The sequence below is a fragment of the Actinocorallia sp. B10E7 genome, from assembly GCF_039871655.1.
In the GTDB taxonomy this organism is placed as follows: Bacteria; Actinomycetota; Actinomycetes; order Streptosporangiales; family Streptosporangiaceae; genus Actinocorallia.
In genome coordinates this window covers 63,994-90,073 of record NZ_JBDPLZ010000009.1, presented here as the reverse complement: position 1 = coordinate 90,073, position 26,080 = coordinate 63,994, and the positions used below count along the sequence as shown (strand labels likewise).

The following is a 26,080-nucleotide window of genomic DNA, read 5'->3' as shown; positions in this document are numbered from 1 at the left end:
GGCGGCATGATGAGGTGGTGATGACCTCGCACGGGCCCTGGTTCCGGATCGAGGCGATCCCTGCGGCGCAGCGGGTCTCCTCGGCAGAGTGGGATTTCGTGACGGTGCTGCCCGCGGTGCTGTCCGCCGCGCAGCAGCGGCGTCCGTTCGTCGTGGGCTGGCTGTCCAGGGGCGGCGGGGCTCCGCTGGAGCTGGTCACGAACGCGGGTTCGGGTGACGGTTCGCTGCTGTTCCCCAACGGGGCGCGGGGCGGGGTGTGCGGCGACGACTGGCTGCGCGCGGCGGCGCGCATGGTGTGGAAACGGTGTCCGGGCCGCCAGGCGCCGCCCCTCGCCGGGGCGGGCCAGGAGCACTCCTCGCTGTTCGAGTCGATGCTGACGACCCTGCTGGGACGGCCGTTCGGCTGGTTGATGACGGCCGAACCGTGTCCCGAGCCCGCACTGGACGCCGAGCTGCGCGAGCTGCGGCACGAGCTGCGCATGTTGCGGCGCGATGAGCAGAACGACGCCGGGCGGGTCGAGCGGCGGCTGGCGGAGCTCGACGCCTACCGCGAGGCGGGGCTGTGGAACGTCCGGGTGCTGGCGGGTGCGGCGAACCCCGCCGAGCTGGAGCAGGTCGCGCCGGTCCTGGTGGGCTCGATGGAGCTGGGCCACCATCCGTACCGGCTGCGCACCGGGCGGGGCTTCGGCTCGCTCGCCGAGACGCTCGGCGGCGCCGAGGAGGGTTTCCCGTTCGTCTCCTCCGCGGGGGTGCTGGCCGCGCTGGCGGGGCTGCCGCGGCGCGAGGTTCCGGGAGTGCGGGTGCTGGACTCCGGGTTCTTCGACGTCACCTCCGAGACCCCGCCGGGAGGGCTGGAGCTCGGCTCCGTCCTCGACGGGCAGGACCGCGTGGTCGGGCGCTTCACGGTGCCGCTGGAGACGCTGAACCGGCACGCGTTCGTGACGGGGGCGACGGGTTCCGGCAAGTCGCAGACGGTCCGGCACCTGCTGGAGCAGCTCACGTCCGCGGGGATCCCGTGGCTGGCGATCGAGCCGGCCAAGGCGGAGTACGCGGCGATGGCGGGGCGGATCGACGCGCCGGTGACGGTGGTCAACCCGTCGGATCCGTCGGCGGTGCCGCTGTCCGTCAATCCGCTGGCGCCCGAGCCCGGCTATCCCGTCCAGGCGCACATCGACATGATCCGGGCACTGTTCCAGGCGGCCTTCGACGCCGAGGAGCCGTTCCCGCAGATCATCGCGCAGGCGCTGCAGCGGGTGTACGAGGCGTGCGGCTGGGACGTGGTGACCGGCGGCGGCAGGCCCGGGGCGCGGGTGCCCCCCGCCGTCCCCACCCTGGAGCAGCTCCAGCAGGCCGCGATGGAGGTCATCGACGACGTCGGCTACGGCAGGGAGCTGATGTCGGACGTGAAGGGCTTCGTCGACGTGCGGCTGCGGTCGTTGCGCATCGGCTCGGCCGGCCGGTTCTTCGAGGGCGGACACGACGCCGACATAGGCGGGCTGCTGCGCGAGAACGTCGTTCTGGCGATCGAGGACGTCGCCAACGACGAGGACAAGGCGTTCCTCATGGGGACGCTCATCATCCGGGTGGTGGAGCATCTGCGGATGCGGGCCCGCACGGGCCGCACCCGGGGCCTGCAGCACGTCATCGTCATCGAGGAGGCGCACCGGCTGCTGCGCCACCGCGAAGGCTCCTCGGCGCACGCGGTCGAGCTGTTCGCCGGGATGCTCGCCGAGATCCGCGCCTACGGCGAGGGCATCGTGGTGGCCGAGCAGATCCCGGTGAAGCTCATCCCCGACGTGGTCAAGAACACCGCGTTGAAGGTCGTCCACCGGCTCCCCGCGTACGACGACCGGCATGTGGTGGGTTCGGCGATGAACCTCGACCCCGACCAGTCCCGTGAGGTGGTGTCGCTGCGCCCCGGGGTCGCGGCGGTCTTCGCCGACGGGATGGACCGGCCGCTGCGCGTCCGCGTGCCCTGGGGCGAGGACCGCGAGGAGGCCCGGCCGGGCCCGCCGCCGCCCGTCGCGGGCCGCCGTTCGGTGGCGTGCGGAACCGAGTGCCGGTCCCGCCGCGCCTGCACGCTGAGCGAGCTGCGCAAGGCCGACCTCCTGGCCTCCGACGCCGAGCTCTCCTGGCTGCGCCTGTGGGCCGACGTCCTGGTGCTGGCGCATCTGACCGACCGCCCGCCGCCCGCCGTCCCGCCCGACCTGGCCCGCGCCTGGCAGCGGCTGGCCCCCCGCACCCGCGAGTGCATGCTCGCCACCGTCCTGGACCGCTCGGTGGGCCGCCGCGCGCTGGCGCTGCGCACCGACTTCGACCCGTCCGCCCTGACGTCCGCGGCCGCCGGGGCCGCCGCCCGGCTCCTGGCCGCCTCCTCGGCGGGGGACACGGAGACGGCTCCGGCCTCACCCGGCCAGGCCTTCGTGATCCCCCAGCTGCGCTGGCTGCACGAGATGGACAAGCTCTTCCCGCTGGACGCCCCGGACCCCGATCCCCGCGACCCCGCGCCCCCGCTGGACTACGTCCTGCCCGGACTCCGCGGCGAGTCCGCCGATACCAGGCTCGGCCGGCGTCTCCGCGCTCTTCGCCGCCATCCCCTGTCCCCCGCGCTCCCTGCCAACCGCCCCATAGCCCGCGACGCCCTCCTCGGCACTCCGCCCGACCCCTACGAGGCCGACCTCGACCACGTCTCCGTCGGCCTTCCTCCCGGCGACCGGCTCCACCACCTCTCCACCACCCTCCGGGCGCCGTGGTTGGAGTCCGTCCTCACCTGGCCCGACCGCTTCATCGCCCAGGCCCCCGACTCCTCCGGATCCCCCGAATCCGAAGACTCCAGCGATTCCGGGGACCGCAGTTCCTGAAGGCACGGCCGCCGCGGACCGCCGTTCCCCTCACGACGGGTCGGTCGTCTCCGACGGCCGGTCGTCGGCCGGGAGCTCGACGCTGCCGCGGGGTTCCCCGTCGTCCTCGCCTCTGGTGAGGGGGTGGGCGGTGGGGAGGGTCATGATGCCCGGGTTGGCGTCCACCAGATAGGTGGTGTTGGCGTGGGTGAAGACCATCGCGGTGGGCGGGAGGTCCTGGAGCTGGCGGCGTTCGGGGCGCAGCTCGCGGGTGCGCTGGGGGGCGGCGGCTCCGGCGACGGTGCCGGGCCAGGGGCCGGTGGAGATGGCGTCGATCAGCGCGGGGCGGACGGGCCGGGGGCTGGTGAGGGGTGCGGTGAGGGCGTGCTCGCCCATGGCGCGGCGCGCGTAGGCGACGGTGCTGGAATAGGGGGCCGTGGGCTCCTCCGGTGTGGCCTTCTCGGTGGCCTCGGCCAGGAGCAGGTGGGGTTCGGCGCCGAGGTAGTCCGCCGCCGCCGCCGCGTCGGAGGCGTTGCCCAGGCGCATGAAGCCGACGGCGCTGTTGCCCCGGCCCAGGCGTTCCCGCACGTGCCCGGGGATCGTGCGGTACATGAGGACCAGGCCGGTGCCGGTGGTCTCGCAGGCGTCGGCCAGCCGGTCCAGCACGTCGCCGCGGAGCTTCTCCGCCCCGCACAGGAACAGGGTCCGGCCCCACGGCCGGTGGGCGGGGGTCTGGCGGAGCAGGTGGGTGAGCGCGGTCGTGACGTACGTGGCGAGGATCTTGTTGGTGAGCACGCCGGCCCTGCGGTCCAGGGAGATGACGCGCAGCGGGGCCGGCGGCAGGTGCACCGCGTCGGTGCCGAGGCCCTCCAGTTTGCGCAGCTGCGACTCCAGCGTCCAGGCGCGTTCCAGCACGACCTTGTCGGCGGCGCCGCGTCCGAAGAGGGTGGTGATCCGGTCGAGCTGCTCCTCGGTGAGCAGTCCCGCCTTCAGGTCGTCCCTCGGGTCTCCGACCTGGGCGAGGGCTCGCAGCGCCGCGGTGATCTGGGCGATGCGCGGGGTCCCGCCGAGCACCGCGATGAGCCGCTCCAGGATGGAGTTGTCGATCGAGGTGTCCCGCACCGACGACTCGGCCTCGGTGGCGCCGACCACCAGCGACAGCACGTCGGCCAGGGCGGACGGGCCGAGCCTCGTGCCGAGGTCGAGGCGTTCGAGGTCGGCTGGCAGCACCCATACCAGCGGGTCCTCGCCGGGGAGCTGCAGCAGGTCGCGGGCGACCGCGCCCTCGGACAGGTCGAGCACGGTGACCTGGGAGCCGGCCTCCAGCTGGGCGGCGCCCATCATGGTGACGGCCGCGGCCCAGCCCGCCAGGGTGCCGCCGGCGATGTCGACCCGGTCGACGCCGGGCGGGACCGTCACCGGGTGCCATTCCGGTTGGTTCTCGTAGGCGGTGCGGGCCGCCTCCCACTGCCGCCGGGCGAGCGCGTAGTTGTCCTCGGCCTCGGCCCTGCGCTGTTCGAGCCGGGCCTGGGCGTGTTCGCGGCGCTGCCGGTCGGCGCGTCTGCGGATGCGCATGGCCTGCTCGCCCTGCCAGATCGCCCAGCCGGTGATGCCGATGATGCTGAGGCAGGCCAGCAGCCCGACCAGCGCGAACGCCCACTGCAGCAGGTCCCCGAATCCCAGGACGAGGAACAGCAGTCCGCCGATCCCCGCTCCGGCGGCGGTGTACTTCAGCGGGCGGTTGCGCAGGGTCTCGCCCTGGTACTGCTCGGCTTCCTCCAGCCAGGTAGGGGCGTTCCGGGCATACGGGTACGGGGGGCGCGGCTCCGGACCCGGATCCGGGTGCGCCTGGTCGTAACGCCAGCCGACGTAGACCCGGTCCATCACCGTGTCGTCCGCCTCGCCACGTGACTCAAGGTCAGCGCCCTCTGCTCCCCTGTTGTTCTCTTACCTGACCAGCGTAAGAAGGTTGCCGTCTCCCTGCCCCAAGTTCAAGGCACATGTCACCACCATCATCACCAAGTATGACAAGACCCCAGAAACACCCCTTCAGCGACGAACCTCTGCACCGTCCTGGCCTCATCCGGTCGTCGGCCGGAATCAGAGCTGGATGGGCACGGGGGCACCCGTCCAGCGCGGCTCGACGGTCAGGTCGGGGCGGCCGAAACGCACCTGCGCGGAGGCCGCCGTCACCCCCGGCAGCCTGGCGACGATGCCGCTCATCTGCGGAACCGGCACCGTCGAGGGGTCGGCGAACCCGATGACGATCGTCGACTGCTCCAGATGGGAGCCGTCCGGCAGTGGCATGACGGACGTCGTCGCGACCATGCCCGCGGAGCAGACCACCACGGCGCGTCCCGGCCGGCTGCGCAGCTCCTCGGTGAAATGCCCGCGGTCCCAGCGCAGGCCGGCGGGTTCGTTGCGTCCCCAGCCGGTCGGCGGATAGCCCAGAACCGCCTGGCAGACCTGGGCGAGCACCCCGGCGAGCGGCTCCCCCGACGACACGCGGTCCTCCAGGGTGAGGAACAGCTGGCCTCCGGTGGCGGCTTCCGACTTGACCGTGAACCCCGGAGCGTGCCCCTGTGCCCGGGGGTCGGGGCTGAAGCACTCGCCGTCCCACCTCAGATGATGGCCGGTGAGCCCGTCGTAGAAGACGTCGCCATCCGCGACGACCCAGCGGTCGTCCGGCCCGACCAGCGCGAGGCTGAGCGGCAGCGTCAACCGCGAGGTCGGCGGCGTCACCACCTGCAGCGCCCTGCCCTCCGGCGCCATCCAGGCGAGCAGCGGCACCACGGCCCGGTCCTGTAGCAGGACGGACGCCTTGGCGGTGAGGACGTCGGCGATGCTCATCTGCTGCTCCAGACCACGCCGCTGAACCGCCCGGCCAGCTCCGAGGCGAGCTCGCGCGCGACGGCGGCCGCCTCCTCGAGGTCCGCCGCGGCCCGGACGTCGATCCACCACACCGGCGGGTCCGCCCGCACTCCCAGCAGCCGCTCGACCTCGCCCTGCGCCTCCACCGGCACCGGGCTCTCGACGGTCAGCACCAGCCTTCCCTCGTCGTCGAAGACCTGCACCGGCCAGCCCGCCCCGTTCACCCGGAACACGCTCCCGCAGGCCTCCGCCACCCCCGCGACGTCGGGTTCCCTTCTCCCCAGAACCACCAAGTCCTTGGACACCCGACGCCCCCTCCCCGATCCGGCAGCGCGCCGATCCTAGTCCCACAACTCTCACAACTCACCACTAAACTCGCTTCCACCACTTCTGGGGGAAGGACCGCGGTGCCTGACTGGCAGCTCTCCACGCTCCGCTCTCTCGGCCTGCCCTCCCGCGGCCTGGCCGGCGGCTCACCCCCCGCCCCGGCTCCGGCTCCCGCAGACCCTCTGACCTCTCCGGTCGCCCCCGTTCCCTTCACCACCCGCCGCGACCGCCCCTCCTCCGTGGTGACCGCGGCCGCCCGCCCCCAGCCCGGCCCGGAGTCCCCCGCAGCGCAGAGCGTGCCCGTCCCACCGTCCCCTCTCGATCCACTCCCCCTCCAGGAGCCCGGTACAGGACCCGCGTACGGCAGCGTCCCCGCTCCGACCGCGCCGCCTTCCCCCTCCACGCCCGACGCCTACCTGGGCCAGAGCGGCCTGGCCGCACCCGTATACGGCGACGCGCCCGTCCCCGGCACTCCACACGCCCCCGCGGCGGCCGTTTCTCCCGCCGAGGTGGTCTTCTCCGCAGGTATCCACCCGGAACAGGGCGGAGCCGCAGCAGCCGTGTACGGCGACGCGCCCGTCTCCGACACGCCGCATGTGCCTGAAGAGGCCTACGGGGCTCATGCGGGCGCAGGACAGCAGGGAGGCGTGCCCACGGAGGGAGTCGCGTGGGCTCAGGGGGCGGACTCGTCCGTGGATCCGGTCGCGGGTGAGCTGGTGCGGCGGATGCGGCACGGGGATCCGCTGGCACGGCGGGTGGGGCGCGGGATGCGGCGGGCCGTGGGTGCGCGGGCCGCGCAGGTGGTGCGGGAGCAGGAGGCCGCGGCCGGGATCCTGGGGCAGGTGGTCAGCTCCTGCCGGAGGATCGCCGTCACCAGCCTGCGGGGCGGAGCCGGCAAGACGACGGTGACGGCGCTGGTCGCGCGGACGATCGCCGCGCACCGGGGAGACCGGACGCTCGTCCTGGACGCCGACCCGAGCCTCGGCTCGCTGCCGCTGCGGCTGGGCGTGAACGCCGAACGCACCTACCGGGGGCTGACGACGCTGCCGAACTGGGAGGCGGCGCAGTCCTACCTGACGCAGGCCGGCGAACGCCTGTGGGTGGCGTCCGCGTCGTCCTCCCGCGCCCTGACGACCGAGCTGAGCCTCGCGGAATTCCAGACCGCGCAGGGCGAGTTCAGCCGCTACTTCGGCATCAGCCTGGTCGACTGCGGTCCCGGCCTGACCTCGGACCTGCACCAGGGCATCCTGGCCTCGTCCCACGCCCAGATCCTCGTCGCCCCCGCGACCGTCGACGGCGCCCTCAGCACCCGCAGCGCCCTGGACTGGTTCCTGCGCGGCACGCACGCCCACCTGCTCCAGCGCACCCTCGTCGTCATGGTCACCCACACCCCGCACGTCGACGGCGACCTGAACCGCTCCCGCGCCCTCCTGGCCGCCGAAGGCGTCCCCGTCATCCACCTCCCCTACGACCGGCACCTGGCCGCCGGCACCGCCGTGGACCCCTCACTCCTGGCCGAGGCCTCCCAGGCCACCGCCGTCCACCTGGCCACCGCCGCCTTCACCCGCGCCACCGTCTGACGGCCGCGGCTCCCGCGGGCTCCACCGCCCCGGTCAGGAGGGTCGAGCGTCGCTCCTGCGTCTTCTACGGAAGACGAGGAACCCGGAGATGCCCCCGGCGAGGGTGAGGACGCCGGCGCCGAGGAGCCAGGGGCCGTAGATCTCCCAGTCGCTGGACGTGCGCCGCTTGACGTTCGGGTCACCGCCCACGACGAATTCCGGAGGGTTCTCCTGGGCTTCCTTCTCCTCGGCCTTCTGCCGCAGCCGGGCGTCCAGGCGGTCGTAGACCGGGTTGGCGAAGCCGGCGGGGACGGTGGCGTCGATGGCCAGGTCGGGGCGGACGAGCCCGTAGCCGGTGTAGTCGTCGCGGCCCGGGGTGTGGACGTCCTGGGCGGTGTAGAGGAGGCGGGAGACGATCTGGCGGGCGCTCTCGTCGGGGTGCGCGGCGCGGATCAGGGCGATGGCCGCGGTGGTGAGGGCAGCGGCGGAGCTGGTACCGCCGTCTCCCTTGTACAGGGAACCGGAGTCATGCAAGGAGACCATCTGTTCGGAGGGCGCGGCGACCGCCACGTAATCCTGATGGACCGCCTTCTTGCGGGGAGTCAGCTGTTCGGACAGGCCTCCCACCGCGAGGTAACCGGGGCAGAAGGCCGGGTCCTGCGGCACGTTCTTCCCGGACTCGTTGTTGCCCGCGGCCGCCACCAGCACCACGTCCCGCTCCGCCGCGTATGCGGCCGCTTCCAGAGCGTGCTCATCGCAGTCGACGTCGGGCGTGTTCAGCACGATGGCGAAGCGTGAGAGCGACAGGTTGACGACATCCGCGCCTTGGTCGATCGCGGTCTTTATGAGGTCCTTGAGGCCGGCGGTGGTGTTCTTCCTGATCGAGACGACCCTGGCATCCGGTGCCACCCCCATGTAGCCGCTTTCCCCACCCTGCGCCGCGATCAAGCCGAGCATGGAGGTCCCGTGGCTTTCACTCGCCCATTCCTTCTTGGTGGGGTCCACCTCACCGGGAGTACGGCCATGGCGGATGTCGCCTCCGGCGAACTCCGGGAGCTTGAGATTCGGCTTACCGTCGACGAGCGCCACGGTGACACCACGTCCTGTGCTCCGCTTCCACGCCTTCTGGACACCCATCGGGGCGAACCACCACTGGTCGCCGTGTGGTTTCGGAACAGCCCGAGCGGGGCCGGCGCCGGCCACGAGGGACAGCGCCAGCCCCGTCACGCAAATGCCGCGGAGCATGTCAGCCGATCACCGCAGGGGGGACGTCGGCGTCCCCGCCCCAGACTTCCTCGTCCTCAGAAAGCCAGGTGGTGCGAGTGTGCTCTTCGCCATCTCCGCCCGCGCCGCCGCCGCGCGCCCCGCCGATCGGCATACCCGCCTGACCTCGGGCCGCCATCTGCTGGGCCGCGTTGCGCGCCAGCGCGGACTCTCCGTTCGCGGCGCCGATGACGCCTCTGCCGGGACCGCCGGGGCTCTGCGGCAGGCCGGTCCGGGGGGTGCTGAGCCCCGACGGCCCCCTGGTGGTGGGGCCACCGCCGGGTCCGGTGAGTCCGGGGTAACCACCGGGGCCGTACGGCGAGGGCCCGGCGGGCTGGCTCGGCAGCCCGTTGCCCGGCCCCGTGGGATTCAGGTTGAAGGGGTTCTGGCCGGTTCCCGGTCCCGGATTCGGCCCGGTTCCGGCCAGGTCCGTGTCGTTCCCGATGACGTTCACGCCGGAACCGCCGGGGCCGTTGGGAGTGGTTCCACCCGGTCCCGACGGAATCTCGGGATTCCCCGGACCGCCCGGCATCTTGGGACCGCCCGAGTCCGGATAGCTCGGACCACCGGGCCCGGTGCCTCCCGGATTCCCGCCGTACGGATCGTCGTCGTACTGCTCGGGCGCCCACGAACCGTAGTCGCCGTTCGGGCCGTTCCCCCCGTCGTAGGGTCCGTAAGGAGAGGACGCGACCGGGTTTCCCGGCCAGTTCTCTTCCTGTTTTCTAGGCGAGGAGTCCACCACCGGGAGCGTGACGACGAGCTGGCTGGGGAGTCCGTTGTTGGCCTCCGTCACCCGGTCGTTCATCCGGTCGAGGAGTTCGCGGGCTCGTTCGTCGTCGGAGTCGGTGCGGACGAACCCGTCCGTCATGTCCTGGGCGCTGTCCTTGTAGAAGGGCAGGATCGTGGTGCCCAGCCACTGGTAGGTGTTCCCGGCCTCGGTCGTGTTGGCGCTGATCGTGGTGGCGGCGTTGTGCAGCTTGGCCATCGCGTCGAGGGCGCTGTCGGCGGGCTTGCCGCGCCAGATCCCGGCGATGGCCTCGGCGTGCGCGACGAGGTTGGCCGCGTGCTCGTCGAAGCGGGCCGCCATCTTCAGGTAGAGCTCGCCGGTCTGCGTCACGTTCGCGATGTCCACCGCGCTGATGATGGACTTGACCTGCTCCATGTCGACGCTCGCCGGCGTCGGCGCGGGAGAGCCGGCCTGCACGGCCTGGGGCCGGTGAAGCTTGACCTCATCGCCCATGCGTTTCCCCTTCCTAGACGCCGAGCCCGCGGAAGTAGGCCGCGATCTCTTCTTCGGTGTTCTGGTAGTTCGCGCTGGTGCCGCGCAGCCCGTTGATCACGCCCAGGTAGGCGAAGCGCAGCCTGACCATGGCGTCGAGCAGAGCGTTGTGCGTCCGTGCCGACGACGTCTTGAGCGTCCCGGCGGCCGAGGAGATACCGAGGTCCGCGGCGGGGATCTTGTTGGCCGACGCGAAGCTCTCGATGTCCGCTTCCAGCTTCTTGAGGTCGTCGCCGAGCTTCTTCGCGATGCCGTTGAGACGCTCGCGCTCGACGTCGATGTCACCGGTGGCCCGCGGCGACGTCCAGGTGGACTTGGGACCGCTGCTGCCGGTGTGCCGGCTCAGGTCGTTCGCGACGCCCGAGCCGTTCGGGTGGTATTGCTCGCCCAAGGTACTGACCCCGTATGACTAGTGAGCGGCAGAGCGCCGCCCCCGGCGGGGGCGGCGCCTGTCGAGTTCGTCAGCCCCAAATACGCCGGTTGGCGCTTTCGGTGTCCTGGTAGTTCTGGTTCGCGTTGCCGATGGCGGAGCTCATCGCGGTGATGCTGTTCGCGACGTCCTGGCAGGCCTGGTCCCAGATGCGCTTGGCTTCCCAGTAGGCCTGGACCGCGTCGCCTTCCCACTCCGCGAGGTTGGACTCGAGGTACTTCTCGAGGTTGTCGAGCCTGTTGTCCAGTTCGCCGTGGATCTTCCGGAAGGCTTCCACGCCGTCGGCGAGAGACTGGAAGTTGACCCTGGTGTAGTCGGTGGGCGCCACGTCAGTTCCCCTAGTTGTTGAGCAAGGTGTTCAGACGCTGGATGTCGGCCTGCGTCTGCTCTTCGTTGGCCTCGTAGCGGATCCGGTTGTCCACGAGCTTCTTGTGGATCTCGTCCAGCTGGTCGAGCGTCTTGAGGAAGGCCTTGTCGAACTGGGCGAAGACCTGGTTGAAGGCGAAGGAGGCGTTGCCTTCCCACCCGGCCATCATCGTTCCCTTTTGGGAGTTGAGCCTGTTCTGCATGCCCTTGATGTCGCCGGCCGCGTCTTCGATCTGCGAGGCAGCCTGGGCCATTTTGGCCCTATCAGCACCCGAAGTGGGAGCCACCCGTCACCTCCGTAATTGCAGTTGAATTTCCGATTCGCAAAGCGTGATCACCCTACGCACCTCCGCCTCCTCCTGCCAGTTGACCCCAGAAAACCCCAAGGTCGCGTTATCTAACTGTTATTTCTGATGTCACGGCAAGGAGATATGAAGCGTCATGAAACCTGCTGGACCGCGGCACGGCCGTCCAGGGCGGGGCCCGGCGGCATGAGCTGCATCAGATGGGACAGGACGGGACGTGCCTGGGACTGCTCGTAACCGAGTTTGGCGAGGTCCTCCTGGGTGGGGACGGGGAACTTCCGGCCGTCCTCCGTGATCAGGACATGGGCCGTGGGTGCCTCGTTCTGGACGACCGCGGCCAGGACACCCGTGCCGGGGCTCATGATGACCTGGTCCAGGCGGTCCTTGCGGACGCCCACCGCGGCCGGGTCGGCGATGGCGGGCAGGGTGGCTCCGAGGGTCAACCGCGCCGAGCGCTTCCCGGGATCGGCGTAGTCGGCGCACAGCGGCCGCGAGCCGTCGTAGGCCTCGATGCGGGGAAGCTCGGTCGGCAGGTCGGTCTCGGGGAGCCTCGCGGTCTGGGCGCGGTTGGCGACCGCGCGGGAGATGCGGAGGGTCGCGGGAGCACCCGGGCTGTTCTCCAGCAGCCAGGCCTCGGTCTTCGTCAGCGGGGCCAGACCCTCGCGCAGCAGCACGAACCACTGCTCAGGGGAGACCCCCGAGGCCTCGACGAAGTAGGTCTGGCCGATCCGCGCCTTGCCTCCGGAGGGAGACGCGCGGCGAACGCTGTATCCGGGGATGTCGGGAGCCTGGAACCGCGGGCCGGGGATCATCCCGTTCAGCCACACCGGGGGGACCTGGAGCGGCTGGTAGTCGGAGGCGAGGGGGCGCAGGAACGCCTTGGGCAGCTCCATCTTGACGCCGTCCACGACCAGCCAGTAGGCGCCGCTCGAAAGGACGACGACGCCCGTGCCGGCGGCCATGGGCGTGCCTCCCAGGTCCCGCCCGACGGCCAGGGAGGCGGCGGGTTTGCGCAGGCCGTTGTGCGGGACCATGCTGACGCAGACCGTCCAGGGGGCGCTGACGAGCGACGACGGCAGGGCGTCCGGCGCGCCGGGGATGCCGATCAGCGGACCATGCTGGAACTTCGACAGCGATTTGGTGGCGACCGTGCGGACCTTCACCTGTCCGCCCTGGACGGCCAGCCGCGCCGAGGCGTAGTTGACCGCCGTGCACAGCCTGTCCTTCTGCATCTGGCACATGACGTACTTGGCGCCGGTGCCCTTGGCGATGAGGACCGTCTGCTCGTCCATGTTGCGGATCGAGCCGTCCTTGGTGATGAGTCCGGCGATGCCCCATCCGGCGACGAGCAGCACTCCCACCATCAGTCCGCTGAACAGGCCGATGCCGATACGGCGCAGCGGGCGGTCGGCGTTGTCGGGTTCGGCCAGCAGCAGGGCCTGGCCCGCGCGCATGGTCATCAGGCGGTGCGCCTGGACGAGGTCCTTGCGGGTCAGCATCAGCCCACCGACGCGGCCATGCCGCGCACCTTGTCCAGCAGCCCGACCACGCCGAAGGCCAGCGGGATCAGGCTGACGATCAGCGCGAGGTCGAAGATGTCGAGCATCCGCGCCCACACCGGGGAGGGGCGGGCGCCGGGCAGCCACAGCCCGATGCCGATCACCGCGGCGGCCGTCACGACCAGCGGGGCCAGCGCCGCGCCGGTGAAGACCGCGGGGTCCAGTCCGGCGCTGAGGGTGGCGACCAGCAGTGCGAGCCCGGCCAGGCCGGGGACGATCAGCCACAGCCGCTGGCCGCGTCCGCCGAAGACCCGGGCGCGCAGCAGCAGCGCCAGCGCGACGACCGCGGCCATGGTCGGCGGGGACCAGCCGTCGCCGAACAGCAGCAGGGTCATCGCGACGGCGGCGGTCAGCCCGATCCCGGCGTTGACCCCGGTGACGATCCGGTCGGCGACGGCGGTCCGGCTGAGCACCGCCTGGCCGTCCACCATCAGGCTGTCGGCGCGCAGGTCCTCGGCGCTGGTGGGGACGGGCGGCAGCGTCACCCGCGACAGCCGGAAGGCCAGGGCGGGGGTGAGCGGGGTGAGCGCCAGCGTGGGGGCGATGACGATCGCGGCGACGCCCGCGCCGGTGAGGTCGGGGAAGCCCAGGCCGATGCCGCCGGCCAGCACGCCGATCAGCCCTGCCAGGGCGTATCCGGCGAACACTGACAGGCCGTCGCTCACCGCGAAGCCGGCCAGGACCGCGACCAGCAGCAGGACGGCGCTGCCCGCCAGCAGCTGGGCGGCGCCGAGTCCGGATCCCGGGCTCAGGAAGCCGGCCAGGAACCCGTACAGGAGAGCGAGGTGGCCGAGCACACCGCCCGCGCCCGCGTCTCCCCCGGCGCGGGACGCCGCGGCCGCCCCGCCCAGGAGCAGAACGGTGACCGCTCCGGCGAGGTAGGGGGCCCACGAGCCGCCCTGGGTCACGGTGAGGTACGCGCCGAGGACCAGGATGAACGCGCCCGCGCCCAGGCCGGTGATCCTGGTCAGTTCGGGTCTCCACCGGTCCGGCCGTTCCCTGACGGCGGTGGCGATGACGTCGGGGACGTCGTCGAAGGCCGGTTCGGGGAGCGGCGCCATCTGCGGCCGGAGGTAGAGCACTTCTCCGTCCTGGACTCCGGCGTGCTGGGGCGTCATTCCGAGGTCGAACGGCGCCTCGTCCAGCCGTTGCAGTACCCATCCGCCGTGTGCCAGTCCGGAATTGGCCAGATCGGGGCCGGAATTACGGATCAGGACCGGAAGTAGCGAGCCGAACGGTACGTCGGCAGGCAGGGACAGGTCGATACGGCGGGCAGGACCGGCGACGGTGATCCTGCACAGCTCCACCAGATTCCTCCAGTCACAGGGGCTTCATTAAGATCACGGGTCTCTAGGATGACCGTTCATACCAAAGGTGGACGACGAGGGGGAAGTTACAGCGATGGGCACCAAGCTGGTCCGCCGTGGCGAACGTCGCAAACCGCCTCAAATGCCACGAGGGGAAATCCTTCTGGAATCTCCCCCGGAAATACCTGAGCAGGTATCCGACGGCGGACGCCAGGCGCTGATGTACCTGCCGATGATGGCCGGTTCCGGCGCGATGGTGTTCATGGTCGCCCAGCCCGGATCCAGCCCCCTCACCTGGGTGGCCAGCGGCCTGTTCGCCGTCTCCATGATGGGCATGATGCTGGGCCAGATGGGCCGGGGCAGCGGCGAGCGCAAGACGAAGCTCAACGCCGAGCGCCGCGACTACCTGCGCTACCTCGGCCAGGTCAGATCCCGGGTGCGCACCGCCGCCAAGGAGCAGCGGGACGCGCTGGAATGGGGCAGCCCCGACCCGTCGGCGCTGCCCACCGTGGTGATGAGCGACCGCCTGTGGGAACGCCGCCCCAACGACGACGACTTCGTCAACGTCCGCATCGCCCGCGGCCCGCAACGGCTCGCCCTGGAGCTCATCCCCCCGGACAGCAAGCCCGTCGAGGACCTGGAGCCGATGACGGCCGGCGCGCTCGGCCGGTTCACCCGCACCCACTCCACCGTCCCCGACCTGCCCGTCGCGGTGGCGCTGCGGTCCTTCGCCCGGGTCGTGCCCGGCGGAGACGACCACACCGCCCGCGGCCTGACCCGCTCGATGCTCCTGCACCTGGCCGCCTTCCACACCCCCGACGACGTCCGGATCTCCGTCTGCGCCTCCCCCGACCGGCTCGCCGCCTGGGACTGGGCGAAGTGGCTCCCCCACGCGCTGCACCCCACCGAGCTGGACGCCGCGGGCCCCGCCCGGCTCATCACCACGAACCTGGCGGACCTCGAGAAACTGCTGGAGATCCAGAACCGTCCCCGGTTCAGCCGCGGCCTGTCCCTGGAGGACCTGCCCTACCACGTGGTCGTCCTCGACGGCGGCGGCGTGCCCTACGACACCCAGCTGGCCGAGGGCATCGAGGGCGTGACGGTCTTCGACCTGGACGAGGCGCTCCCGCCGATCAGCGACGACCTGACGCTGCGGCTGCGGGTCGCGCCCCGGCAGATGGCGATGCTCACCCGCGACCACACCGGCAGGGAGACGCCCACCCGCATCGGCGTCCCCGACCAGGTGTCCGTCCCGCAGGCCGAGGCGCTCGCCCGGCAGCTCACGCCGCTGCGCGCCAGCGCCGCCGAGGAGGTCGCCGAGGACGCGCTGGCCAGCTCGACCACGCTGACCCAGCTGTTCGGCGTCGCCGACCCCTACCGGGTGGACCTCGCCTCGGCCTGGCGCCCGCGCCCCCCGCGCAGCAGGCTGCGCGTCCCGGTCGGGGTCGACCCGTCCGGGCGCCCCGTCGAACTCGACATCAAGGAGGCCGCGCAGGGCGGTTTCGGCCCGCACGGCCTGTGCATCGGCGCGACCGGCGCCGGCAAGTCGGAGTTCCTGCGCACCCTGGTGCTGGGCCTGGCGATGACGCACTCCTCCGAAGTGCTGAACTTCGTGCTCGTCGACTTCAAAGGCGGCGCGACGTTCCTCGGCATGGACAAGCTGCACCACGTGTCGGCCGTCATCACCAACCTCGAAGACGAACTCCCCCTCGTCGACCGCATGTACGACGCGCTGCACGGCGAGATGGTCCGGCGGCAGGAGCTCCTGCGCGCGGCGGGCAACTACGCCTCGTTGCGCGACTACGAGAAGGCACGGGAACAGGGCGCGGACCTGAAGCCGCTGCCCACCCTCTTCCTCGTTCTGGACGAGTTCAGCGAACTGCTGTCGGCCAAACCGGAGTTCGCCGAACTCTTCGTGATGATCGGGCGCCTCGGCCGTTCGCTGGGCGTCCACCTGCTGCTGGCGTCGCAGCGGCTGGAAGAGGGAAAGCTGCGCGGCCTCGACACGCACCTGTCGTACCGGATCGGCCTGCGTACGTTCTCGGCGATGGAATCGCGGGTCGTGCTGGGCGTCCCCGACGCCTACGAACTGCCCCAGGCTCCCGGCCACGGCTACCTGAAGGTCGGCACCGAGCAGATGACGCGGTTCCGCGCGGCGTATGTGTCGGGTCCCGTCTCCGAGGAGGTCTCGGCCTCCCCCGGCGCGTCCGGGTCCTCCGGCCAGGTGCGCCGCATCGTCCCCTACACCGCCTCCTACGTTCCCCTCGTGGAGGAGGAGCGCCAGGAGGCCCCCCGGACGGAGGACCGCAAGGAGTCCCAGGAGACCCTGTTCGACGTCATCGTCAAGCAGATGAACGGGCTCGGACCGGCCCCCCACCAGATCTGGTTGCCGCCGCTGGCCGAACCGCCCACCCTGGACGGGCTCGTCCCGAGGGAGAGCAGGCACCCGCTGCACGCCGCCGTCGGTATCGTCGACCGGCCCTTCGACCAGCGCCGCGACCCGTTCTGGCTGGACCTGTCCGGCGCCGCGGGCCATGTCGGCATCGCCGGAGCACCGCGCAGCGGCAAGTCCACCGCGCTGCGCACGCTCATCTGCTCGCTGGCGCTCCAGCACACACCCCGTGAAGTGCAGTTCTACTGCCTGGACTTCGGCGGCGGCTCCCTCGCCCAGCTCGCAGGGCTCCCTCACGTCGGCGGCGTCGCCTCCCGCCTGGACGCCGACCGGGTCCGCCGCACCGTCGCCGAGGTCACCACCCTCCTGGAGCAGCGCGAGCGGCGTTTCGCCGAGCTCGGCGTCGACTCCATGGACTCCTACCGCCGCAGACGCGCCGCCGGCGAGTTCGCCGACGACCCGTTCGGCGACGTCTTCCTCGTCGTGGACGGCTGGCTCACCCTCCGCCAGGACTATGAAGCGCTGGAAGAGGTGATCACCGAACTGGCGTCACGCGGACTCGGCTACGGCATCCACGTCGTCGCCGCCACCCACAAGTGGTCGGAGTTCCGGATGTCGATCCGCGACCTCTTCGGCACCCGCCTGGAACTGCGCCTCGGCGACCCCTACGAGTCCGAGGTCGACCGCAAGCTCGCCGCGAACGTCCCCGAGAACGCGCCGGGACGGGGACTGACCCGCGAAGGGCTGCACTTCCTGACCGCGCTGCCCCGCGTGGACGGAGTGCGGAACGCCGACGACCTGTCCGAGGGCGTCACCGGCCTCGTCGACCGGGTCTCGGCCTCCTGGACGGGGGCCGCCGCGCCGAAGGTCCGCCTGCTGCCCTCCCTGCTGGCGGTCACCGAGCTGCCCGCCGACACCGGACGGAAGATCCCCATCGGGATCGACGAGGACTCCCTGTCGCCCGTCCTGCTCGACTTCACCAGCGACCCGCACTTCCTGGTCTTCGGCGACACCGAATGCGGCAAGTCCAACCTGATGCGCCTCATCGTGGAGGGCCTGACCAGCCGGTTCACCCCCCAGGAGGCCAGGCTGATCTTCCTGGACTACCGGCGTTCGATGCTGGAGGAGGCCGCCACCGAGCACCAGATCGGCTACGCGGCCTCCTCGACGGCGGCCGAGCCGCTGCTCAAGGGCATCCACGGCGCGCTGATCAACCGGCTTCCCCCGCCCGACCTGACCCCCACCCAGCTCAGGGAGCGCTCCTGGTGGTCGGGCGCCGACCTGTTCGTGGTCATCGACGACTACGAGCTGGTCGCCACCTCCAGCAACCCGCTGAGCCCGATCGTGGAACTGCTGCCCCAGGCCCGCGACATCGGCCTGCACCTGATCCTCGCCCGCGCGGGCGGCGGCGCGGGCCGCGCCATGTACGACCCGGTCGTGCAGCGCGTCCGCGAGATGAACTCCCCCGGCCTCATCATGTCGGGCAGCAGGGACGAGGGCGCGCTGCTGGGCAACGTCCGCCCCGAGGCCCTTCCGCCCGGCCGGGGACGGCTGGTCGACCGGCGCGCGGGCGTCAGGCTGATCCAGACCGCCTACCGGGCGGACTGACCTCCGGGAGCCCAGCGGCGACGGCGGCCGTGCGGCATCGTCGTTCCGACGGCGAGCGCCACGGCCGCCGTCCCCAGCGCGGCGCCCATGACGCCCAGCGCGATGTTCTCGGGCCGCCGGTCCTCCTCCGGCGCCGCGGGGATCTGCACGGCCTGCGGGCCCGCGGTCACCGGGACCGCGGGGATCTGGGCGCTGACGGCCTGCAACGGGTTGACCATCCCGTACCCGCTGCCGAGCCCCCTGCTGCCGTCCGCGGTCGCCTCGATCCTCCGGACGACCTGCGGGGCGGTCAGTCCGGGATGCGCCGCCCGCACCAGCGCGGCCACCCCGGAGACGAACGGCGCGGCGTAGCTGGTGCCCTCGTAGGTGAACGACCATCCCGAGCGGGGCCACGTACTGGTGACCCCGACTCCGGGCGCCACGACCGAGACCCTCGTCGCGACGTCGGAGAACGCCGTCACGTTGCCCGTGCTGTCCACCGCCCCCACCGAGAGGACCCCCTCGTACTGCGCGGGGTAGGCGGGTCTGGCCGTACCGGTGTTCTTCGGGTCGACGTTCCCCGCCGCGGCGACGACCACCACGTCGTTCTTCAGCGCGTACGCGACGGCCTGGCGCAGCGGCTTGCTGTCCGTCGGCGTCTGCGCGGAGACGTTGATGACCCGCGCCTTCTGCCTGACGGCCTTGACGATCCCCCGGGCGAGCAGCAGATCGGAGTTGTTCTCGGCGTCCTCGGCCACTTTGACCGACAGGATCCGCGCGCCCGGAGCGACCCCCACGAACGGGGCCTTCGGCGTCTGACGGGCCGCGATGATCCCCGCGATCCCCGTGCCGTGCGCCGCGCAGTCGTCGTTCCCGGACCCGGTGAGGTCCACGGCCCCCGCCGCCTGGCCTTTCAGCTGCGGGTTCCCGAAGTCCACCCCGCTGTCCACGACGGCCACCACGACCCCGCGCCCGCTCGTCAGCCGATGCGCCGCCTTCAGGTTGAGCACCTGCTGCGCCCAGGGCTCCCCGCCCATCTCCTGCTTGCCGGGATCGACATCACATCTCTGCGGTGCCGCCGCGTGCGCGGGAACCGGACATAGCGCAACCATCAGAATCGCCGCGGCCGCCGCTGCGGCCCGGCTCGCACCGGATCTCATTCGAACTTGTTCAACCGTTCGATACTGGTGGCGCGCCAGACGCCGTTCACCTCTTTCATGGTCATCCGCCAGATGATCCCGTAGACCTCACCGGATCCGACTTCGGGAGTCTTGACCGTCTTGGTGCTCAGCAGCAGCGTCGGCGCGGAGGAGGGGGCGGGGACGGTCTGGACGGCGGTGTCCAGGATCGTGCCGTGGAAGGTCATCCCCGGGACGGCCTGGCTCTGCCAGGCGGGCAGATCCTCGGTGAGCGCCTTGTCGGTCAGGCATCCCCGGACGGTGCTCGCGTGGAGAGACTTGTCCTCATATGTGAACGTCAGGTACTTGCCCAGGCAGTCGGACGCCGCCTGCGCCAGCGCCTGGCCGGACGACCCTGGCCAGAGCGCTCCCGGATCCTTGACCGGCTCCTGGTCCTCGCCCACGTTCGAGACGTCGCCGACCAGCCAGCTCCCGCCTTCCTTGACCAGCCGTACCCGCGCTTTGACGGGCTCCTCGATCGGGCCGTACTCCGCGGTCGTCTTGCGTTCTCCGGAGACCAGAGCCTCGATCCGGTCGCTGGAGGCGGAGATCACGCCGGCCGAGGAGAGCTGGAGGACCGCCGCCTGTTTGTCCAGCTTGGCGTTTTTGAGGTTCTCCGGCGGCCAATACGTCTGGGTCCACTGCTGGAGGAAGGACGACTGGACGGGCAGGTCACGGTCGGCGAAGGAAGCCGGCTTCCGGTAGTCGTAGCTGTAGAGCGCCGACACGGTGGGCAGCGCGTCGTTCACGGCCTTGGCCGCGTCCTTCGGCACGGCGAGCGAACCGCTCTCCTCCCCGGGGGGAAGCGCGTCGAAGGTGCCCGGATTCCGGGTCGCGGGGGCCTCCTCCGCCAGCAGATCCCTGCCGAAATAACCGCCCAGGCCGACGACCAGGGCGACCGCCGCGACCGAGGAGGCCGGGACGATCCAGCGGTTACGGCCCGTCTGAGGCCGTCCGGTCGGCGGTGCGGACGGAAACGGCGGAGGGGTGTGCCCCGACTGCTGGACTCCCGGGTAGGCGCCCGGCTGCAGCGGAGCCGCCACCGAAGCTGTGAAGCCCTGCTGCTGCGGGGAGCCGGGAGTGGTCACCCAAGTCGCGCCCGAAGGCTGCTGCGCCGGGGGCGAGGTCCGGCCCGGCGGCAGCGTCCCGCCCTGCGACAGCGTCCCGCCCTGCGGGTGCGGCGGCTGCGTCGCACGCAGACCGGTGAAGGTCCGCCCCGAGGAGGGCAGGAAGTCCGGCGTCCACACCGAGCTGATCTGGGTGTGCGCCTCCTGCTCGGCCGCGACGCCCATCAGTTCGGTGAGGATCTGCTCTCCCGTGGGGCGCCGGGACGGGTCCGGGTCGAGCGCCGCCTCCACCAGGGGCAGCAGATCGCCGGGGACGCCCGAAAGGTCGTGTGCACCCTGCTGTGCCCGGACGGCCAGCACCATCATGTTGCCGGTGCCGTACGGATGCCTTCCCGTCGCGGCATACGCGACGAGGCTGCCCCAGGCGAAGATGTCTCCGGCGGTGGACACCTTGCCCTCGAAGAGCTGCTCCGGCGCGATCCAGCCGGGGCTGCCGACGACCACGCCCGTGGCGGTGTGCTGGCTCGCCGAGTCCGTCGCCCTGGCGATGCCGAAGTCGATGACGCGCGGCCCGTCCTCGGCCAGGAGCACGTTGTGCGGTTTGAGGTCGCGGTGGACCAGCCGCGCGGTGTGGATGGCCAGCAGCGCCGTGCCGATGCCGATGACCAGGCCGCGCAGCTGCGCCGCGGGGAACGCCCCGTGCTTCTCGACGTACTCCTTCAGGGAGACGCCCTGGACGAACTCGGTGACCAGGAACGGCATGCCCTCCTGCTCGCCGTACGCCAGCACCGCGGCGGTGCAGAACGACGCGACCCGCCTGGCGTTCGCGACCTCCGTCTCGAACCTCGCACGGTATCCGGGGTCCGCCGCGAACTCCCGGCGGATCACCTTGATGGCGACCTGCCGTCCGTCCGGGCCGAGCCCCAGGTAGACGACGCCCATGCCGCCGGCGCCGAGCCGGCCGAGCGTGCGGTATCCCCCGAGAACGCGGGGGTCCTCGGGAAGCAGCGGATCGATGTTCGGTTCGGTCACGGGCGCAGAATGCTCACAATGTCTTGGGCGGCGGCCTTCGCCTCGGCGAGGACCTTGTCTTCGGGCAGGGGGACCGTGTCGGGAGTGTAATCCGCCCCCAGGTAGGAGATCTCGAGGACCACGTTCCCCACGCGCATCAACAGCTGGGCCTCGCCGCTCAGGTCGGAGGTCCCCGTTTGCGCCACGGCCTGGTCACCCAGCCCGGTCAGCGCCTCCACCGGGCCGTACCGGGTACCGGCCAGATCACCGTTCGCCTGGCCGTCCAGCCGATTCTTTGCGGCCTCGAACCAGTCCTTGCCTCGGGAGACGCCGGTCCCGTACAGGAATACCACCTGGAGTTTCCTCGGCGAGGAACCGTCTTTGGGGTAATCCCAGGCGCACTCGCCGTAAGTGCCGTCCTTCCCCGAGTAGTACCCGTCGTCCAGTCTCCGCGTCATCTCGCCGCGGGGCACCAGCCGGCCGAGCGTCTCCTGCTTCAGCAGGGCGCAGGGGTCGACGGGCTTGTCCAGAACGTCCTTCTTCCAGGAAGGAGCGATGGGAGCGACCGCGGCGTCCTCCTGCCGGTCGGGCTCCGAGACCGCGGGCTGCCCGGTGCACAGGTCGGTACAGGATTTGATGCCCGCCGCGATCTGCGCGGCGACCGCCTCGGCCCCCTCCCGCACGGCGGCTTCCGCTATGGGGGTGCGTTTGCTTTCGTCCACTTTCCCGTTCGGGAGCAGCATTCCGTCAGTCGGATGGTCGTCGCCCTCGTATCCGATCTCGGCGGTCAGGTTGCCGACACGGACGAAAGCCACTCCGACCTGGATGTTGTAGTGGGCCAGCATCGAACTGACGAAGGCCTCGTCACCGATCTGCGGGGCCGTGACGGCTCCGTGCTTATCGCCGAAATCGTCCGTCTTGTTCGCGTGTTCCCCGGCCACGCCCCTCTGGTACTCCATGAACCAGCCGGCCTCGCCGACCGCGTCCCTGCTGTCCGAGGCCACGTGCAGCCGCAGTTTCACCTCGAGATTCCGGGAGATCTGCTTCTCCGACCCGCCCTGGAACTTGCTCTCCCAGGCGCAGCTCGCGAAGGCCCCCTCCGCGCCGGGCCCGTCGTCGGACTCGGCGGAGGAGAACCGGGTGAAGGGCACCAGCTCGGCGATCGTGTCCTGGGAGACCCAGCCGCACGGGCTGGTCACCTTCGTGTACGGGCCGGTCACTCCCGGAGAGCCGGACGGGGTGGGAACCGCGCTCTCCTTCGCGGCGGGCGGCGACACGGCCGGCACGTCCGGCACGTCCGGCACGTCCGAGCCGCCCGACGCCAAGGCGATCACCGCTCCCAGCACCAGCACCAAGCCGAGCGCTCCCGCACCCAGCATCAGCGCCTTCCGGTTCGTCCGCTGTGGCCGGTCCTGCGGCGCGGATTCCGGCTCCTGCGTCACTTGTTCATCCCTCCAGCACGAATCCGGTGCCCGCTCACGGGCGCAGGATGTTCAGAACGTCCTGGGCGACGGCCTTCGCCTCGGCGACGGCGGTGTCCGCGGAGACCGGGACCATCGGGTTGACGCCGTCCCCGCCGGAGAACTCGACTTCGACGAGCACGTTGCCGACCCTCGCGATGAGAAGCGCCTGACCCAGCGGCGTCGTGGTGACGGCCGACTGCACGTAGGCGTCGTCCCCCACCCCGGTCAGCTGCTCCACCGGGCCGTACTGGATGCCGATCGTGTCGGTCTTGTTCGCCCGCCCGTCGGCGTCCTTCTTCTGAAGCCTGAAGGACTGCTTGCCTCCGTCGAGGTTCGTGCGGTACCGCAGCCCCACCCTGATCTTCCGCATCGGGGAATCCGGTGAGCTGTCAGAGGACCAGATGCAGGTGGCGTTGCTCTGGTCCTTGCCGGAGGTGTAGCCCTGCTCGGCGATCCGCTGCATCCCCGCGTTGGGGATCAACCGGCCCAGCGTCTCCGGCTTCACCAGCGCGCACGGGTCGACCAGGCCCTTCAGCACGCCCTTGGACCACGACGGCTTCGCCTCCTGGACCGGCGCGTCCTCCGGGCCGGTCTGCGGGGCGGCCGGGGCGCCGGTGCACTGGTCGGTGCAGGCCTTGATACCCGCCGCGACCTGTGTGGCGGCCTCTTCGACACCCTGGCGGGCCGTCGCCTCCGGCAGCGGGGTGTCCTTGCTGTCGTCCAGGAAGTTCTTCGTCGGGTGGTCGTAGCCGTTGTAGGTGACCTTGACGAGGTAGTTCCCGGCGCGGAACACGGTCTCGCCGTACTGGACGTTCCGTTTCGACAGGCGCGAGTGGGTGAACGCCTCGTCGCCGATCTGCGGGACCGTCACGGCCCCGTGCTTGTCACCGAGGTCGTCGGTCTTGTTCTCGTCCTCCTTGACCACCCCGAGCTCGTACTTCAGGTCGTCGGCGGCCTCGGCGACGGCGTCCTTGTACTGCGAGGAGGTGCGCAGCCGCAGCAGCACCTTGAGGCTGCGCTCGATCTGCTCGGCCGAGCCCTTCTGGTACTTGCTCTCCCACGTGCAGGAGGCGTAGGCGTTGTCCTCGCTCGCACCGTCCTTCGAGGTGGCCGAGTTCGACTCGGTGAACGGCACCAGCTTGGCGACGGTGTCCTTGGACACCCAGCCGCACGGGCTGGTCACCTTGGTGTACGGGCCGGTCGCCGCAGGCGAGGCGGGTGCGCTCGGGAACTCGCCGAGGTCGGGGCGGTCGGAGAAGGACGGCATCGGGGGCGGCCCGGTGACCTGCTCCTCCGAGCCGCCGGAGGTAAGGGCGAACACCAGGCCGATCAGCAGCACCACGCCGAGCGCGCCGCCGCCGATCGCCAGCACTTTCTTGTTCGGACCGGAACCCGGCTGCTGCGGAGGAAGTCCGGGACCGCCGGGGAAGCCCGGTCCACCGGATCCAGGGGGGAAGCCGGGTCCACCAGGCCCGCCGGGGAAACCCGGACCGCCCGGACCGCCGGGGCCGAACTGCCCCGGCGGCATGCCGTACTGGGGAGCGCCCTGCGGAGGCGGGCCCGGCTGGCCCGGCTGAGGCTGGCCCGGCTGAGGCGGTTGGGCCTGACCGAACTGCGGTGAGGGATCCGGTTCCCGGTTCATCCGTCGCTCCCCGTGAATGCGAAAAGAACGCGGCTGACCCTACTGGGCGAGAGAAGAGTGGTCCAAAGGGACAAAACATACAAAAGTGGCGAATTGCCACATAATTCGCGACGCAATCATCGAAAGCCGCAGGTGGACCGCCGTGCTCGCAGTCCACTTACAGACCGTGGTCAGCTCCAGATGAGCACGCCGGTGACCTCGGCCCCGATGTGCTGGGCGGCGGTGCTCGCGACGTTGCCCGCGTCCTTCTTGGCGAGATCGCTGCGGTAGGCCATGGAGAAGACGATCAGATTGCCCTGATCGTAGACCCGGCTCCAGGTGGAGACCCGCTTGTTCCCGATGGAGCGCGCGCCGCTGCCCTTGTCCGGGTTGATGAGATAAGGGTACGCCTCGGACTTCTTCACGGCCGAGACCGCCGCGGCGTTCTTCAGCGGCATGACGATGACGGTGACGACGGCCTTCTTCTTGGAGTCACTGTAGACGGCACCCTTGAAGTCTCCGATGCACGGGTACTTGGCGAGCGTCCGCTTCAGGTCGGTCGGCGCGGCCTTGGAACACGGCCCGGACGCGTCGCCGACCCGGCGGAACGTCGTCCCGTAGGCGGTCTTCATCGTCGCCTTCAGCACGTTGCCCGGCACCTGCCTCACGGTCTTCGCCGGAGCCGAGGTGGTGGGGGGCGGCGAAACGCTGGGCGGCGCGGAGAACGTCGGCACGTCCAGGGTCGGCACGTCCACCGAGACCGACGGGACGGCGATCGTGCGCCGCTTCTTCTCGGCCTTGCCCATCACCTTGATGGCGGCGAAGGCGCCGGCGCCGACCACCAGGACCAGGACCGCCGCGATGAAGGGCAGCGGGTTCATGCCCTTGCGCGGTTGGTGCAGCGCGCCGGGCTGCATCGGATAGCCCGGCTGGCCGAACTGCCCGGGCTGGCCCTGCGGCATGAACGGCGGCGGTGTCCCCTGACCGGCGAAGGGCTGCTGGCCGGGGATCTGCCCGCCCGGTTGCGACGGGACGAACGGGGGCGGAGTTCCCGCCCCGGGCTGCATCAGCGGCGTGCCCAGGTTGGTGTGGTCGGAGTACTCCGGCTGCTGCGGAGGCTGCTGCTGCGCGAACGGGTCGTAGTGACCCGGCTGAGCCCCCTCGTTCTGGGGATCGGGTCCCTGCTGCGGCGAAGGCGGCGGCGTCCAGTTAGCCATGAAAAGTGACTTTACCTTGCGCCTCTGACACCTCTATCGGGAAGCAAGAAATCAAACAAAAAGGACCCTGTGGGGTAAACCACAGGGTCCTTTCCGATGCAACCAGGTCTTAGATCGAGACCTGGAGGCCGGAGACCTCGCCGGTCTTGGCGGTCACCGAGCTGTCCACGCTGACCCCGCCGGGGGCCAGGACGCGGACGGTCCAGTCGCCGTCGGCGGCGAAGAAGCGGAACACGCCCTCCTCGCTGGTGACGACCTCGGCGGTGAACTCCCCGGTGGAGTCGAGCAGGCGGGCGTAGGCACCGGAGACCGGGTCGCCGTCACGCACGACGGTGCCCTGGATGACGGCCTCGTTGTCGAGGTCGACGGTCGCCGGAAGGTGAGCGGTCTGGGCCGGGGCGGCGCATCCCTGGGACATGGTTGTTCTCCCTTGAGGTC

The 26,080-nt window shown here is 71.1% G+C and carries 19 protein-coding genes; 3 read left to right on the top strand and 16 right to left on the bottom strand.

All coding sequences use genetic code 11. The features are described 5' to 3' along the window. Positions 1-20 precede the first annotated feature (20 nt). A complete protein-coding gene (locus ABGB12_RS27175; RefSeq protein ID WP_347682307.1) occupies positions 21-2,861 on the top strand; it encodes an ATP-binding protein in 2,841 nt (946 codons plus the stop codon). 30 nt (positions 2,862-2,891) lie between these two features. Here the strand turns inward: ABGB12_RS27175 and ABGB12_RS27170 are convergent, their stop codons facing one another. The 3 genes from ABGB12_RS27170 to ABGB12_RS27160 all read right to left on the bottom strand — a co-directional run bounded on the left by ABGB12_RS27170 (position 2,892) and on the right by ABGB12_RS27160 (position 6,016). Next, entirely contained in the window at positions 2,892-4,724 is a 1,833-nt protein-coding gene (locus tag ABGB12_RS27170; protein WP_347682306.1) for a hypothetical protein, read from the bottom strand. 216 nt (positions 4,725-4,940) lie between these two features. Then, the gene (locus ABGB12_RS27165; protein ID WP_347682305.1) at positions 4,941-5,690 is read right to left on the bottom strand and encodes a DUF6177 family protein; all 750 of its coding nucleotides are present in this window, start codon (positions 5,688-5,690) and stop codon (positions 4,941-4,943) included. Continuing rightward, a complete protein-coding gene (locus ABGB12_RS27160) occupies positions 5,687-6,016 on the bottom strand; it encodes a hypothetical protein (protein WP_347682304.1) in 330 nt (109 codons plus the stop codon). Before ABGB12_RS27160 ends, ABGB12_RS27165 begins: the two co-directional genes overlap by 4 nt. Positions 6,017-6,118: 102 nt before the next feature. Between ABGB12_RS27160 and ABGB12_RS27155 the strand changes: the two genes are divergently transcribed. Then, positions 6,119-7,618, top strand: coding sequence for a MinD/ParA family protein (locus ABGB12_RS27155; protein WP_347682303.1), 1,500 nt, complete (start codon positions 6,119-6,121; stop codon positions 7,616-7,618). A 33-nt stretch (positions 7,619-7,651) separates the two neighbouring features. Here ABGB12_RS27155 and ABGB12_RS27150 read toward each other — a convergent pair whose 3' ends face one another. The 7 genes from ABGB12_RS27150 to eccD form a co-directional block, all read right to left on the bottom strand. Further along, positions 7,652-8,734: a S8 family serine peptidase gene (locus ABGB12_RS27150; protein ID WP_347682454.1), complete on the bottom strand. Its 1,083-nt coding sequence runs from the start codon at positions 8,732-8,734 to the stop codon at positions 7,652-7,654. A gap of 109 nt (positions 8,735-8,843) precedes the next feature. Further along, positions 8,844-10,100 (bottom strand): hypothetical protein, encoded by a 1,257-nt coding sequence (locus ABGB12_RS27145; RefSeq protein ID WP_347682302.1) that lies wholly within the window; start codon positions 10,098-10,100, stop codon positions 8,844-8,846. 13 nt (positions 10,101-10,113) lie between these two features. After that, positions 10,114-10,530 (bottom strand): hypothetical protein, encoded by a 417-nt coding sequence (locus ABGB12_RS27140; protein ID WP_347682301.1) that lies wholly within the window; start codon positions 10,528-10,530, stop codon positions 10,114-10,116. Between the two features lie 70 nt (positions 10,531-10,600). After that, on the bottom strand, positions 10,601-10,897 hold the full coding sequence (locus tag ABGB12_RS27135) for a WXG100 family type VII secretion target (RefSeq protein WP_347682300.1): 297 nt from the start codon (positions 10,895-10,897) through the stop codon (positions 10,601-10,603). 10 nt (positions 10,898-10,907) lie between these two features. Then, entirely contained in the window at positions 10,908-11,189 is a 282-nt protein-coding gene (locus tag ABGB12_RS27130; RefSeq protein ID WP_347682299.1) for a WXG100 family type VII secretion target, read from the bottom strand. Positions 11,190-11,374: 185 nt separating this feature from the next. Then, entirely contained in the window at positions 11,375-12,739 is a 1,365-nt protein-coding gene (gene eccB, locus ABGB12_RS27125; protein WP_347682298.1) for a type VII secretion protein EccB, read from the bottom strand. After that, the gene (gene eccD / locus ABGB12_RS27120) at positions 12,739-14,106 is read right to left on the bottom strand and encodes a type VII secretion integral membrane protein EccD (protein WP_347682297.1); all 1,368 of its coding nucleotides are present in this window, start codon (positions 14,104-14,106) and stop codon (positions 12,739-12,741) included. The genes eccB and eccD overlap by 1 nt, the downstream gene beginning before the upstream one ends. Positions 14,107-14,200: 94 nt before the next feature. On the opposite strand from eccD, the gene eccCa reads away from it, so the two are divergent. Further along, positions 14,201-18,106, top strand: coding sequence for a type VII secretion protein EccCa (gene eccCa, locus ABGB12_RS27115; protein ID WP_347682296.1), 3,906 nt, complete (start codon positions 14,201-14,203; stop codon positions 18,104-18,106). Here the strand turns inward: eccCa and mycP are convergent. From mycP to ABGB12_RS27085, 6 genes are all read right to left on the bottom strand, one after another. Then, on the bottom strand, positions 18,091-19,122 hold the full coding sequence (mycP, locus tag ABGB12_RS27110; protein ID WP_347682295.1) for a type VII secretion-associated serine protease mycosin: 1,032 nt from the start codon (positions 19,120-19,122) through the stop codon (positions 18,091-18,093). The genes eccCa and mycP overlap by 16 nt on opposite strands. Positions 19,123-19,241: 119 nt before the next feature. Then, positions 19,242-21,362, bottom strand: coding sequence for a protein kinase (locus ABGB12_RS27105; RefSeq protein WP_347682294.1), 2,121 nt, complete (start codon positions 21,360-21,362; stop codon positions 19,242-19,244). Further along, on the bottom strand, positions 21,359-22,783 hold the full coding sequence (locus ABGB12_RS27100) for a hypothetical protein (RefSeq protein WP_347682293.1): 1,425 nt from the start codon (positions 22,781-22,783) through the stop codon (positions 21,359-21,361). The genes ABGB12_RS27105 and ABGB12_RS27100 overlap by 4 nt, the downstream gene beginning before the upstream one ends. Positions 22,784-22,817: 34 nt before the next feature. After that, complete coding sequence (locus ABGB12_RS27095) at positions 22,818-24,176, bottom strand: hypothetical protein (RefSeq protein ID WP_347682292.1); 1,359 nt, start codon at positions 24,174-24,176, stop codon at positions 22,818-22,820. 440 nt (positions 24,177-24,616) lie between these two features. Beyond that, a complete protein-coding gene (locus ABGB12_RS27090; RefSeq protein ID WP_347682291.1) occupies positions 24,617-25,642 on the bottom strand; it encodes a hypothetical protein in 1,026 nt (341 codons plus the stop codon). A 109-nt stretch (positions 25,643-25,751) separates the two neighbouring features. Beyond that, positions 25,752-26,060 carry a DUF1416 domain-containing protein gene (locus tag ABGB12_RS27085; RefSeq protein WP_347682290.1) on the bottom strand — a complete coding sequence of 103 codons (309 nt, stop codon included), beginning with the start codon at positions 26,058-26,060 and terminating at the stop codon, positions 25,752-25,754. Positions 26,061-26,080: the final 20 nt, after the last annotated feature.

What these genes read in the sequence shown, in the direction of transcription:
- ABGB12_RS27175 (WP_347682307.1), top strand. Translation starts at nt 21, where the DNA reads ATGACCTCGCACGGGCCCTGGTTCCGGATCGAGGCGATCCCTGCGGCG.
- ABGB12_RS27170 (WP_347682306.1), bottom strand. Translation starts at nt 4,724, where the DNA reads ATGGACCGGGTCTACGTCGGCTGGCGTTACGACCAGGCGCACCCGGAT.
- ABGB12_RS27165 (WP_347682305.1), bottom strand. Translation starts at nt 5,690, where the DNA reads ATGAGCATCGCCGACGTCCTCACCGCCAAGGCGTCCGTCCTGCTACAG.
- ABGB12_RS27150 (WP_347682454.1), bottom strand. Translation starts at nt 8,734, where the DNA reads ATGGGTGTCCAGAAGGCGTGGAAGCGGAGCACAGGACGTGGTGTCACC.
- ABGB12_RS27145 (WP_347682302.1), bottom strand. Translation starts at nt 10,100, where the DNA reads ATGGGCGATGAGGTCAAGCTTCACCGGCCCCAGGCCGTGCAGGCCGGC.
- ABGB12_RS27130 (WP_347682299.1), bottom strand. Translation starts at nt 11,189, where the DNA reads ATGGCCCAGGCTGCCTCGCAGATCGAAGACGCGGCCGGCGACATCAAG.
- eccB (WP_347682298.1), bottom strand. Translation starts at nt 12,739, where the DNA reads ATGCTGACCCGCAAGGACCTCGTCCAGGCGCACCGCCTGATGACCATG.
- eccCa (WP_347682296.1), top strand. Translation starts at nt 14,201, where the DNA reads ATGGGCACCAAGCTGGTCCGCCGTGGCGAACGTCGCAAACCGCCTCAA.
- mycP (WP_347682295.1), bottom strand. Translation starts at nt 19,122, where the DNA reads ATGGGCGGGGAGCCCTGGGCGCAGCAGGTGCTCAACCTGAAGGCGGCG.
- ABGB12_RS27090 (WP_347682291.1), bottom strand. Translation starts at nt 25,642, where the DNA reads ATGGCTAACTGGACGCCGCCGCCTTCGCCGCAGCAGGGACCCGATCCC.
- ABGB12_RS27085 (WP_347682290.1), bottom strand. Translation starts at nt 26,060, where the DNA reads ATGTCCCAGGGATGCGCCGCCCCGGCCCAGACCGCTCACCTTCCGGCG.